Genomic DNA, 12,050 nt, shown 5'->3' with positions numbered 1-12,050 from the left:
GCCCGTCTGGCCGGCGGCGCCCACGTCAGGGCGGGGACGAGCAGCACCAGGCCGGTGATGACACCGGGAACCCCGCAGGCACCGGCGACCGCCAGTCCCGTACTCAAGGCCCGGGAGGGCGCCGTCCAGACGGCCACGGCACGCGGGTCCAAGGTGGCGTCCGCACCAGTAAACAGCAGCGGCACCACCATCCAGCCGACGCTCAGAACGGCACCGGCCGCTCCCAGCACCATGGTGATGGTGACGGCGTCGGCGCGCCCCAGGGCAACGGCTCCTGCCAGCAGCGGCGCCAGCATCCCCGCAGCCATCGCCGCCCCCAGGATCAGGCCGATGGTGGCCCAGATGTTGTTGCGCAGCGCATTGAGGGTGATCCGCCATCTCAGGCGGACGAGGGTCGCAACCATGTCAGCTCCTCCCGCGAGGTCTGCGCTCCCACGAGTTGGGCGAAGCGGTCCTCCAGGTCGGCGCCGGCGGCACCTCGGCGGTGGTGCCGGCGGCGACCACGCGCCCCTGGTCGATGATGGCGACGTGAGTGCACAGGCGCTGCACGGTGACCATGACGTGGCTGGAGATGATGACGGTTCCGCCTGCGGCGGCGAAGTCGGTGAGGATGGACTGGATGGTCTTGGCGGAGATGGGGTCGACCGCCTCGAAGGGCTCGTCCAGCACCAGCACGCTGGGCGAGTGGACCAGGGCGCAGGCCAGGTGGATCTTCTTGCGCATGCCCGCGGAGTAGTCAGCCACCAGAGTGGTGCCGGCGTCCCACAGGTCCAGCACGTGCAGCAGCTGGGTGGCACGGGGGATGACGACGTCGCGGGGCATGTTGCGCAGCAGCCCGGAGTAGGTGACCAGCTCCAGGCCACTGAGGCGGTCGAAGGTGCGCAGCCCGTCGGGCAGGACGCCGAGCAGGGCCTTGGCGCGGGCGGGTTCGGCCCACACGTCCACGCCGTGTACCAGGGCGCGGCCGGCGTCGGGCAGCAGCAGGCCGGTGGCCATGGACAGGGTGGTGGTCTTACCAGCGCCGTTGGGGCCGACGATGCCGTAGACGGCGCCGGTGGGGATGGACAGGGACAGCAGGTTGACGGCGATCTTCTGGCCGAAGGCCTTCGCCAAAGAGTCAAGGAGCAGGGCGGGGCGCGGGCCGGGGGCGCTCGGCCCTTCAGCACGGGCGAATGGCGACGGGGCGGTCATGGCCCGAAGGTATCGGGCCGGCACAGACCTCGGCTCATCCGGCAGGAGGAACCCGGTCCCGGACGGCCAACCGACCGCGGCACGTGACGTCGACCGGTCTCGGCACGTAACAAGTGCCGGCCTCGGTGAGGGGCGGGGACGAGGGATGGTGGAGCGGGCACAACGAAGGCGCGCCGCCCGTTCGGTGGGCGACGCGCCTTGTGAGTCGGGATCCGTGGGCCGTACCGTCGGTGGACCCGAGCGGTCCCGGTGGACCTATATGGTCACTTGCCGGAGGCGGCCTTCTTCAGGGCGGAGCCGGCGGTCAGCTTCACGCCGTGGCCAGCGGGAATCTGAATCTCCTCGCCGGTGCGGGGGTTGCGGCCGGTACGAGCGGCGCGCTCGACACGCTCGACACCCATCAGACCCGTGATCTTGACGGCCTCGCCCTTGGCAACGTTCTCGACGAGGACGTCCTGGAAGGCGCCGAGGAAGGCGTCGGCGTCGGTCTTGGTCAGGCCGGCCTTCTCAGCGATGGCGGCGATGAGCTCGGTGCGGTTGATGGACATGTATCTGCCTCTCGGTTGGTGGTTTTGAACGTCTGGGTGACGGTTGGGCACCTCGGAGCGGTGCCGCTGCCCGTAACGCTATGCATAAAAGGGGCGATTTGTCAGATATGGCGGCGTTTTCCTCGGCGTGGCGTACCGATTTGTGGCCCACACCAAACACTTTTACCGCTCTGGTCACATGCGCAACACTGTTCCCGTCACCGGCGGGCGACCGCATCGACGAACCAGGAGGTGATGGTGGTCGGGTGCGTGATGGCGGTGCCGACGACGACGGCGAAGGCACCGTGATCCATGGCCCGTGCGGCCTGTGCGGGGGTGTGCACCCTGCCCTCGGCGACGAGCGGCACCTCGGCGATCGCCGCCACCTGGTCGATGAGCTCGAGGTCCGGCCCGTCGGTTGGGGGACGCTCGCCGGTGTAGCCGGCCAGGGTGGTGCCGAGGACATCGGCGCCGGCATCCTGGGCCGCCCGGGCATCGTCCAGGCCGCCGCAGTCGGCCATGACCAGCACGCCCGGGCGGGCGGCCTTGAGCTCGGCGATCGTCTCCGCCAGAGTGCGCCCGTCGGGCCGGGGGCGGCGGGTGCCGTCCAGGGCGACGAGCTGCACACCGGTGGCGGCCACGGCGACGGCGTGAGTGAGGGTGGGGGTGATGAATACGCCGTCGTGCCCGTCCTTCCACAGGCCGATGACGGGGACGTCCAGGTGCTGGGTGATCAGGGCGAGGTCGGCCAGGCCCTGGGCGCGGATGCCGACGGCGCCGCCTGCCACACAGGCCTGCGCGACCTGGTCCATGGTGCGCGGGTCGCGCATGGGCTCGCCCGGGTAGGCCTGTGCGGAGACGATGAGTCCTCCGCGCAGGCGCTCGAGCACGGGGTTGAGGGCGGGCATGGGTCCTCCTTGATGCGGATGTGTGGTGCCGACGGGCGGTATGCGGCGCCCCGGTTCATTCGGGGCGGTTCAGGCGCAGCGCGGCCTCGTGAGCGGCGCCGATGATGGGCGCAGTCGTCCCCAGGGCGGCCGGGACGAGCTGCAAGTCCGTGGCGACCAGGTCGACCAGCTCGCGGCGCAGGGTTTCGCGCAGCGGCCCCCACCACAGCCTCCCGGAGCGGGCCAGGCCGCCGGAGATGATGACCCGGTCGGGATCGAGCACGGTGACGATGCCGGCGATGGCCTGCCCGAGCGCGGTGGCGGCCTCCCGGTACAGGCGGCGCGCATCGGGGTCGCCGCAGCGGGCCAGCTGCTCCACCGCCAGCGCGCCGGTTATGTCCTGGGCGCCGGTGGCCTCGCAGAAGCGGCGGGCGATCTGCGGTCCGGCGGCGACCGCCTCCAGGTGGCCGATCCGCCCGCAGGTGCACCGCTCCCCCGCGGCCAGGGCCGCGGGCATGTGCCCCATCTCCCCCGCCAGGAAGTGCGCCCCGTGGTGGACGCGTCCGTCCAGGATCACCGCCCCGCCCACGCCGGTGCCGACGGCGACCACCAGCGCGCAGGCGGCATCCGTCCCGGCCCCGCGCCAGGCCTCACCGGCGGCGTAGGCGTTGACGTCGTTGTCGACGTGCACCGGGGGGACGGAGCCGTCCGGGCGATGCATGCCCGCGGCTCCCAGCCGCTTCGCCACTCCGGTGGCGATGTCCGTGCCGGCCCAGCCGGTGATGGCGTCGGTGGCGGAGATGACCGTGCCGCGCCGGGAGTCGATGACGCCGGCCGCGCCAATGCCCACCGCCGTGGGGACGGCCGGTCCCTCCCCCACGCCGTCGGCGCCGTCGGCGGCCTCCCCAACGGAGATCGAGAGGATGAGGCCGGCGATGGCGTCGAGCATGGCGTCGGGACCCGCGTGCGCGGGCGTGGGCACCTCGTGCACGCGTCCGCGCAGCGTCCCTTCGGCGGTGACGCGGGCGGCGGCGATCTTGGTGCCGCCCACGTCCACGCCGATCAGGTCCCCCGCGGTCGCGGGCGGGCGGTCGAGCGCTCCGGGTGCGCCGGTCATCTCAGATCAGGCCCTGACTGCGGGCGATGGCGAGTACCCCCTCCCGGGAGCGCCCTCCAGGGCGCGTACCGGGAAGGCCATCTCGTTGGCGTCGATGGTGCCCTGGGCGGCCATGACGGTCTTGAAGGCGCCGATGCCGGAGGCGTCCCCGGAGCGGCCGCGCGGCACGAACACGATCTCGAATCCGGCGCACAGCCGGTCCTGGATGCGACGCGCCTCGTCCCACCGCCCGGCCCGGGCGGCCTCCCACAGCTCGACGTAGGCGCCGGGCTCCACATTGCCGTAGCCGGGGACGCAGCCGTCCCCGCCGAGCAGCAGCATGCCGTCGACGACGCACTCGTGTCCGGTGAGCAGGGCCAGCGGGTGGCCGGCGGCGGCGTTGGCGGCCACGAGACGGCGGAAGCCGACGTCGTCGCCGGAGGAGTCCTTCACCCCGGCCAGGGCGCCCTCCACCCCCAGGGTCACCAGCATGTCGCGGTCCAGCTTCTTGCCGTTCAGCCGCACGGGGACGTCGTAGGCGAGCAGCGGGACGGAGATGGCGGCCGCGATGGCGCGGAAGTGGTCGGCGATCTCGGCGGCGTCGTTGAGTGCGTAGAACGGGCAGGCGGCGACGACGGCGTCGGCGCCGAGGGCCTCGGCCCGCCGTGCCTGCTCGATGACGCGGTGGGCGGTGGTGTCGATGGCGCCGGCCAGCACGGGCACGCGGCCGGAGGCGTATTCGACCACTGCGGAGATGACGGCGTCGCGCTGGGAGTCGGTCAGGTAGGCGACCTCCCCGGAGGAGCCGCCGACGAACAGGCCGTGCACGCCGGATCCGATGAGGAATTCGACGACGCGGCGGAGGGAGTCCAGATCCACCTCGCCGTGCTTGAACGGGGTGATGACCGGGGGGATGACGCCGGTGAAACGGGTGTCCATGTGATGGTTTTCCTTGCGAGTGTGCGGGGTTGAACTGGCTGCCGTGGTCTCAGGCCTCGAGCAGGGAGGGCACGGCGGCGAGCAGGGTGCGCGTGTACTCCTGCTGGGGGTGGGCGAAGATCTCCGCGGTCGTGTTCGTCTCCAGGATCCTCCCGAAGTACATGACGGCGATGCGGTCGGAGACGTAGCGGACCGTGTTGATGTCGTGGCTGATGAACACCAGGCCCAGGCCGAGGGCGGCCTTGAGGTCCTGCAGCAGGTTGAGGACCTGGGCGCGCACGGACACGTCCAGGGCGCTGGTGGGCTCGTCGGCGACGATGATGTCCGGGTCCAGGGCCAGGGCCCGGGCGATGGCGACGCGCTGGCGCTGCCCGCCGGAGATCTGCCGGGGCAGCACGTCCAGGGCGCTGGGCGGCAGGCCGACCAGGTGCAGCAGGTCGCGCACCTTCGCCTCCCGCTCGGCGGGTGAGCCGATGCCGTGGACGTTGAGCGGGTCGATGAGCGTGTCGTGCACGATCATGCGCGGGTTCAGGGCGGTGGCCGGGTCCTGGAAGACCACGGACACGCTCCGCCCCAGGGCGCGGCGGTCGGCGGCGGAGTGACCGAGCGGGCGGCCCTTGAAGTAGACCTCGCCGCGGGTCAGCGGCTGCAGGCCGGTCATGACGCGGGCGGTGGTGGACTTCCCGCAGCCGGACTCGCCCACCAGCCCCAGCGTCTCGCCACGGCGCACCGTCAGGGAGACGTCGTTGACGGCGTGGACCGTGTCGGGGCGGAAGAGCCTGCCGGTGCGGGACTTGTGGATGACGTGGGCGTGGCGCAGCTCGATGACCGGGTCGGTCTCGGGGTTCCAGCCGGGGTGCTTGTCGGCGCTCATCAGTGGGCCTCCTTGGCCAGGATCGCCTCGAGCTCGGGCGTGGTGGCGTAGTAGTGCTCGGCGGCGCCGGCCACGGGCTTCAGCACCGGGCGGGTGTTCAGGCCGACGTCGGGGTGGCTGGAGCGCGGGGCGAAGCGGTCTCCGGCCACGAACTCCTGCGGACTGGGGACGGTGCCGCGCACCTGGTGCAGGCGCTTGGAGCCGGCCTCGATGGACAGCACCGCCCCGAGCAGGCCACGGGTGTACTCATGCACGGGGTTGGCCAGCAGCTCCGCAGTGGCGGCCTGCTCAACCACCTGCCCGGCGTACATGACGGTGATGCGGTGGGCGACCTTGGCCACCAGGGCCAGGTCGTGGCTGACGAACACCATGCGAAGCCGAGTTTCTCGCGCAGCTGGTTCAGCAGGTCGATGACCTGCTTCTGCACGGTGACGTCCAGGGCGGTGGTGGGCTCGTCGGCGATGACCAGGCTGGGGTCGCGGGTGAGCGCCATGGCGATCAGCACGCGCTGGCGCTGCCCGCCGGACAGCTCGTGCGGGTAGCTCTTCAGGGTGCGCACCGGGTCGAGCCCGACCAGTTCGAGCAGTTCCTCGGCGCTGCGGGTGCCGCCGCGGGAGGTGAGCTGCTTCATCTGGGCGCGGATGAGCATGGAGGGGTTCAGTGAGGACAGGGCGTCCTGGTAGATCATGCTCATCTCGTGGCCGCGCAGGGCGTTGTGCTCCTTGGGGGTCAGCTCCAGCAGGTCGCGGCCCTGGAAGCGGATCCGTCCGGCGATGCGGGCGGTGGGCGGCAGCAGCCCCATGACTGCCATGGAGGTGATCGACTTGCCGCAGCCGGACTCGCCCACCAGCCCCATGGTCTCGCCGGGGCGGACGGAGAAGGACACGCCGTCGACGATGTTGACGTCCCCGTGCTGGGCGGGGAAGGCGATGGACAGGTCCTCCACCTCCAGGACGGGGGCGGCCTCGGGCGTGGGATAGACGAGCCGGTCGTGGCGGGCCCGTTCGGCGGTGCGCAGGGCGGCCAGTCGCTCGGCGAGCGGAACCTCTTCGGCGGCGGGGGCGACGACGCCGGTCAGGGCGCTCAGCTGCCCGCCGGGAGCGGAGTCCGCGGCCGCCTCGGCGTGGGCGCGCACGGCGGTGTCGGCCTCGTCCCAGGCCTGCTGGGTCTGCATGGCCTCCTCGTCCGCCTCCACGTCCACCTGGGTGCGGATGCGCGGGGCGGCCATGGCGTCGGTCAGGCCCTCGGAGAGGATGTTCAGGCACAGGGTGGTGATCAGGATCATCAGCCCCGGGAAGAACGTCGGCCACCAGTGCCCCGAGAGCAGCAGGGCCTTGCCCTCGGAGAGCATGTTGCCCCAGGTGGGGGTGTTGACCGCTTGATGCCGGCACCGATGAATGACAGCGAGGCCTCGAAGACGATGGCGTCGGCAACCAGCACGGTGGCGTAGACCATGATCGGGGCCACGCAGTTGCGCACCACGTGCTTGGCCAGGATCCAGGGCACGCGGGCGCCCATCACCTTGGAGGCCGCCACGTAGTCCTCACCGAACTGGGCCAGGATGTTGGCGCGCACCACGCGGGTGAGCTGGGGGGTGTAGACGATCGCGGTGGCGATGACGATCACGGCCACCATCGGCAGCCCGGAGGCGGACATGGCCAGCACCAGCACGGCCGCGAGCGCGATCCCGGGGAAGGACATGAGCACATCGAGCACGCGCATGACCACCTCCCCGATCCACTTACGACTGGTGGCGGCCACGGCGCCGAGCACGGCGGCCAGCGCCAGGGCGGCCCCGGTGGCGCTCAGGCCCACCACCAGGGAGACCCGGGCCCCGTACACGGCGCGGGAGAGGATGTCCCGGCCGGTGGCGTCGGTGCCGAACAGGTGGGCGGTGGAGGGGGCGACGGCGGGGTCGGAGGAGACGACGTCGCCCACGCCCTCCACATGGGTGACGGTCTCGGCGGAGGCCAGACCCGTGGCGCCCGGGGCGTAGGGGGCCACGAGGGGGGCGAAGATCGCCATGAGGGCGATGGCGGCCAGGACCACGACGGCGATCTTGGAGCCGAGCGGCAGGCGCCGCCAGCCCTGGAAGCGCAAGCCGGGGGCGGAGACCTTGTCCAGTGTGCGGCGGTGGGGCATCACACGCTCCTGATCCTCGGGTTGACCAGCACATAGAGCATGTCAACGACGATGTTGATGATGATGAAGGCCAGTGCGACCGTGATGGACACGCCCTGGACGATGTTGATGTCATTGCGGGTGATCCCCTGGAAGATGAGCTGCCCCATCCCCTGGATGTTGAAGATCATCTCAATGACGACGGCGCCGCCCATGGCGTAGCCCAGTCTCAGGCCGAGCACCGTCAGCGGGGTGATCAGGGCGTTGCGCAGCACGTTGCGTGCCACCACCACGTGCTTGGGGATGCCGGCGCCGATGGCGGTGCGCACGTAGTCGCGGTCGAGCTCCTCGACCATGGCGGTGCGCACCACCCGGGTGAGGGTGCCGGTGTTGGGCACGGCCACGGCCAGTGCGGGCAGCAGATCTGCCGCGCGTAGGCACCGGGGTCGTCACCGAAGGACGTCCACTGGGTGACCACCGAGGGGAAGGTGCCGGTGGCGCCGGGGATGTCGCCGAACCACTGGATCAGCAGCAGGGCGAGCCAGAAGGAGGGGGTGGCCAGGCACAGGATGGAGATCACCCGGATGACCTGGTCGGGCCAGGCGTCGCGGTACAGGGCGGCGATGACACCGAGGATGGTGGCCAGGACGACGGCCACGAAAATGCCGATGAAGGTCAGTTGCAGCGTGATGGGGAAGGCGGCGGCGACCATGTCGGTGATCTTCACGCCGGTGAAGGTCGTGCCGAGGTCGCCGTGCGCCAGCCCCACCAGGTAGTCCCAGTAGCGCTGCAACAGCGGATCGTTGAGGTGGTGGGCCTGGCGGTACTGCTCAAGCGCGTCTGCCGAGGCGGCCTCCCCCAGCGCCAGGCGCGCCGGATCGGCCGAGGAGAACGACATGACGACGAACACGAGCAGCGTCACGCCCAGCACCATGATCGGCAGCGCCAGCAGGCGGCGGCCGATCAGGCGGAGGAGGTTGGACACCGGGTTGCTCCTTTACCGGGATCTGCGTCGGGAGTCTTCGGGGCGGCCGGTCAGGCGGCAGTGGTGCCGACGTCGACGAAGGACAGTCCGGTCAGTGCGATCGGCTGGAAGCCGACCAGGGCCTCGGTGTCGTAGGCGGTGGGCGACTTGCGGTGGAAGATCGGGTAGAGCGGAACCTCGGCGGCGATGAGGTCGAAGATCTCCTGCCACTTGGCCACCTGGGCGTCGCCGTCGAGCTGGACGGCCTCGTCCAGGGCGGCCTGCACCTGGTTGTAGCGTCGGTGCCCTTCCAGTGCATGCGGGTGTCGGTCCAGATGTCGCCCGCGTACCACCAGCGCAGGAGCAGGTCCGCATCATTGCCAAAGACGGAGGGATCGCCGGGGGCGATGACGACGTCCCAGTCGCCCTGGTCGGAGTCCAGGAAGGCGTAGACGTCCGCGGACTTCTTCTCTTCGTAGTTGACGGTGATGCCCAGGGTCTCGAGGTTCTCACGGATGATCGGGCGGACGGAGGCGAACCAGCCGTGGTCGGAGCACAGCAGGTTGACGCTGGTCACGCCGGCCTCCGCGAGGAGGGTCTTGGCCTTGTCGGCGTCGTAGGTGTAGACGGTGCCGGCCTGCTTGTAGGCGGGGTGGTCCTCCTGGACGAAGCAGGTGGCGGGGGTGGCGAGCGTGCCCATGCCGGTCTCGCAGATCTTGTTGTAGTCCAGGGCGTACAGGATCGCCTGGCGGGCCTTGACGTCGGAGAGCGTGGCGTTGTTGAACATGGCGAACAGCAGGGAGAAGCCCTGCTGGGCGGCCACGGTGATGGGCGCCTGCATGGTGGCGAGGTTGGCCACGGGGACGGCGTCGATGGCCTGGACGGCGGATGAGGTGATCGCGTTGGTGCGGGTGGTGTCGTCGGGCAGGATCTGCCAGGTCATGGACTTGGCCAGCGCCGGGTGGGGGCCGTTGTAGTGGTCGTTGCGCTCGAAGACGATGGTCTGGGAGGCGGCGCCGTTGTCGGTCATGATGTAGGGGCCGGTGCCGATGGGGTTCATGTCGAAGGCGGCGGCGTCGGCCTCGACGGCGGCGCGGGGCACGATCTTGACGACGCTGATGCGCTCAGCCACCAGAGAGTATGGGTACTTGGTGGTGATGGTTACGGTGGCGTCGTCCTTCTTCGTCACTGCGTCGACGAAGGTGATGAACTGGGAGTACAGCGAGTTGTTGTCCGGATCCAGGACGCGCTCGAAGGAGAATACGACGTCGTCGGCGGTCACGGGCGTACCGTCGGAGAAGACGGCGCCGTCGCGCAGGGTGACCTCGTAGGTGGTGTCGTCCACCCGGGTGGGCAGGTCGGCGCCGAGGGCGGCGTAGCACTCGCGGGTGGCGGGGTGGAGCTCGGTGAGCCCCTCCATGGTGTGCCAGTTGGCGGCCACGGTGAGTGCGGCGGTGGTGGTCATGGGGTCGTAGCCGTTGGTGCCCAGCTCGTAGGAGATGCCGGCGGTGATGGTACCGTCAGCGTTCGAGGCGGCCGCATTGGCTGCGGAGTCGCCCGCAGCCGCCGTCGAGCCGGCGTCGGCGGAGTCGGAGCCGCCGCAGGCGGCGAGGGTGGCGGCCATGCCGGCAGCCAGACCCATGGTGGAGGTCAGGCGGATGAAGTCGCGGCGGGAGGCGCGGGGAGTCGAGATCGTCATTGAGGTCTCCTGAGATCGGACGTCTGTTGTCTGACGTCGGTAGAATGACTGTAGCAGGTATCAGACATCTGATCAATCCCCGGATGGAGTGTGGATTATGTGTAACGATGACCTGGGAACCGGCCCGGCCGCCCCTGGCCGGCCCGCACGCACGCGCAGAACACCGAGACCGAAGCTGAAGAGGAACGAACCGTGGTGGATATGAAGCGAGGCGCCTACGCCTCAACGAGTGGAACGACGACGCAGGCCACCAGTGCGATGAACTCCATCAAGGACTACATCCTCCAGTCCCACCTCCAGCCCGGCGATCCGCTGCCGACCGAGTCGCAGCTGTGCGAGACCCTGGGCATGTCCCGCTCCTCCGTGCGGGAGGCCGTACGCACCCTGGCGGCGCTGGATATCGTCGAGGTGCGCCACGGACACGGCATGTTCGTGGGGCAGGTTTCCATGCGGCCCATGGTCGAGTCCCTCGTCTTCCGGGGTCTGCTCAAGCCCGGGGACGACTACCGCAGCCTGCGCGAGGTGGTTCAGGTTCGCCGCACCCTGGACACCGCCCTGGCGCAGGCGGTGGTGGAGGCGTGGCAGGGGCGTGAGGACCCTGCGATCGACGACGTCGTGGATCAGATGGAGGCGTTGGCCGAGCGGGGAGAGACCTTCACCGACCAGGACCGCAGCTTTCACCGGATGCTGCTGGCGCCGGTCCCCAACCAGCTCTTCGCCCACCTGATGGAGGCCTTCTGGGCGGTCCACACGCTGACCGTCCCCATGCTCGACGCCCCCCGCCCGGAGGACATCGTCAATACCGCCAAGGCCCACCGAGCGATGCTCCAGGCGGCCCGTTCCGGCGACGTGGAGGCCTACCGCGAGGCGGTGGTGGCCCACTACGAGCCACTGGCAAACGCCCTTACCCGCGACCAGCCGCGCCCAGCGTGATCGTCGGGAAGGTCCCCTCCTCCACCACCCGCGCCAGGTTGATGCACGGTTCCTCGGGTCGAAGCAGCCGGGTGAGCCAGCTCAGCCGCGACGTCTCCAGGCCGTCGCGCAGCCAGGTGGCACTGACGTACTCCATGGCGTGGGTGGCGCCCGGCCACACGTGCAGTTCGCAGTCTCCGCCGTCGCGCCACAGCGCCGAGGCGAAGGCGACCACCTCGTCGCGGAAGGTCTCGGCCCCCGCCACGGACAGGAAGACCGGAGGCAACCCCACCAGGCCGCCCGGCTGGTCGACGGCGCGGCCGGCCGCATCGTGGGCGCTCACCGCAGGATCACCGCGCCTCCCGGGCAGGATCTGTTCCCAGGCCCAGTCGTTCCAGTGCGCCGGCCACAGCCCGTCGTCGGGGTACTGCCGGGCCGACGGCGGCTGCACCGCGCCGTCGGGGCCGACCAGCCCGGTGCGGTCATCAAGCATCGGGTAGTCGAGCAGGTAGCCCAGTGCGCGGGGCCCGCCGCGGTCCCGGGCGGCCAGGGCCAGGCAGGCGGCCAGTCCCCCGCCGCCGCTGGGGCCGACGACGACGATGCGCCCCGGATCGGCCCCGTAGTCCGCGGCGTGCTCGGCGGCCCAGGTCAGCGCGGCCAGGCAGTCCTCCCCCGCGGCCGGGGCGGGGTGCTCCGGCGCCAGGCGGTACTCCGGGGCGACGACGACGCCGCCGAAGCGCCCTCGGCGGCCCAGGTCAGCGCGGCCAGGCAGTCCTCCCCCGCGGCCGGGGCGGGGTGCTCCGGCGCCAGGCGGTACTCCGGGGCGACGACGACGCCGCC

The 12,050-nt window shown here is 70.9% G+C and carries 7 protein-coding genes and 5 pseudogenes; 1 reads left to right on the top strand and 11 read right to left on the bottom strand.

Annotated elements, in window-relative coordinates; translation table 11 throughout:
* Positions 1-379: 379 nt before the first annotated feature.
* The 9 genes and pseudogenes from BW737_RS09995 to BW737_RS09955 all read right to left on the bottom strand — a co-directional run bounded on the left by BW737_RS09995 (position 380) and on the right by BW737_RS09955 (position 10,298).
* Positions 380-1,191 (bottom strand): annotated as a pseudogene (locus tag BW737_RS09995) (ABC transporter ATP-binding protein).
* Positions 1,192-1,454: 263 nt separating this feature from the next.
* Positions 1,455-1,739 (bottom strand): HU family DNA-binding protein, encoded by a 285-nt coding sequence (locus BW737_RS09990; protein ID WP_086614378.1) that lies wholly within the window; start codon positions 1,737-1,739, stop codon positions 1,455-1,457.
* A 197-nt stretch (positions 1,740-1,936) separates the two neighbouring features.
* Positions 1,937-2,626 (bottom strand): N-acetylmannosamine-6-phosphate 2-epimerase, encoded by a 690-nt coding sequence (locus BW737_RS09985; RefSeq protein WP_086614379.1) that lies wholly within the window; start codon positions 2,624-2,626, stop codon positions 1,937-1,939.
* A gap of 55 nt (positions 2,627-2,681) precedes the next feature.
* Positions 2,682-3,722: an ROK family protein gene (locus tag BW737_RS09980; protein WP_086614380.1), complete on the bottom strand. Its 1,041-nt coding sequence runs from the start codon at positions 3,720-3,722 to the stop codon at positions 2,682-2,684.
* A 1-nt stretch (position 3,723) separates the two neighbouring features.
* Positions 3,724-4,640: pseudogene (locus BW737_RS09975) on the bottom strand (dihydrodipicolinate synthase family protein).
* 49 nt (positions 4,641-4,689) lie between these two features.
* Entirely contained in the window at positions 4,690-5,514 is an 825-nt protein-coding gene (locus BW737_RS09970) for an ATP-binding cassette domain-containing protein (protein ID WP_086614381.1), read from the bottom strand.
* Positions 5,514-7,656 (bottom strand): annotated as a pseudogene (locus tag BW737_RS09965) (dipeptide/oligopeptide/nickel ABC transporter permease/ATP-binding protein). The gene BW737_RS09970 and the pseudogene BW737_RS09965 overlap by 1 nt, the downstream one beginning before the upstream one ends.
* Positions 7,656-8,620 (bottom strand): annotated as a pseudogene (locus tag BW737_RS09960) (ABC transporter permease). Before BW737_RS09960 ends, BW737_RS09965 begins: the two co-directional pseudogenes overlap by 1 nt.
* Positions 8,621-8,670: 50 nt before the next feature.
* A pseudogene (locus tag BW737_RS09955) lies at positions 8,671-10,298 on the bottom strand (ABC transporter substrate-binding protein).
* A gap of 201 nt (positions 10,299-10,499) precedes the next feature.
* Here BW737_RS09955 and BW737_RS09950 point away from each other — a divergent pair.
* The gene (locus BW737_RS09950) at positions 10,500-11,231 is read left to right on the top strand and encodes a FadR/GntR family transcriptional regulator (protein ID WP_257210725.1); all 732 of its coding nucleotides are present in this window, start codon (positions 10,500-10,502) and stop codon (positions 11,229-11,231) included.
* Here the strand turns inward: BW737_RS09950 and BW737_RS09945 are convergent.
* Both BW737_RS09945 and BW737_RS19980 read right to left on the bottom strand, forming a co-directional pair.
* On the bottom strand, positions 11,203-11,913 hold the full coding sequence (locus BW737_RS09945; protein WP_420835741.1) for an alpha/beta hydrolase fold domain-containing protein: 711 nt from the start codon (positions 11,911-11,913) through the stop codon (positions 11,203-11,205). The genes BW737_RS09950 and BW737_RS09945 overlap by 29 nt on opposite strands.
* Entirely contained in the window at positions 11,859-12,020 is a 162-nt protein-coding gene (locus BW737_RS19980) for an alpha/beta hydrolase fold domain-containing protein (protein ID WP_420835740.1), read from the bottom strand. The genes BW737_RS09945 and BW737_RS19980 overlap by 55 nt, the downstream gene beginning before the upstream one ends.
* Between the last annotated feature and the right edge of the window lie 30 nt (positions 12,021-12,050).

The organism is Actinomyces ruminis (assembly GCF_002154335.2).
GTDB lineage: Bacteria > Actinomycetota > Actinomycetes > Actinomycetales > Actinomycetaceae > Actinomyces > Actinomyces ruminis.
The sequence above is the reverse complement of the archived record's forward strand: the minus strand, read 5'-3'. Positions and strand labels throughout refer to the sequence as shown.

What these genes read in the sequence shown, in the direction of transcription:
- BW737_RS09990 (WP_086614378.1), bottom strand. Translation starts at nt 1,739, where the DNA reads ATGTCCATCAACCGCACCGAGCTCATCGCCGCCATCGCTGAGAAGGCC.
- BW737_RS09970 (WP_086614381.1), bottom strand. Translation starts at nt 5,514, where the DNA reads ATGAGCGCCGACAAGCACCCCGGCTGGAACCCCGAGACCGACCCGGTC.
- BW737_RS09985 (WP_086614379.1), bottom strand. Translation starts at nt 2,626, where the DNA reads ATGCCCGCCCTCAACCCCGTGCTCGAGCGCCTGCGCGGAGGACTCATC.
- BW737_RS09980 (WP_086614380.1), bottom strand. Translation starts at nt 3,722, where the DNA reads ATGACCGGCGCACCCGGAGCGCTCGACCGCCCGCCCGCGACCGCGGGG.
- BW737_RS09950 (WP_257210725.1), top strand. Translation starts at nt 10,500, where the DNA reads ATGAAGCGAGGCGCCTACGCCTCAACGAGTGGAACGACGACGCAGGCC.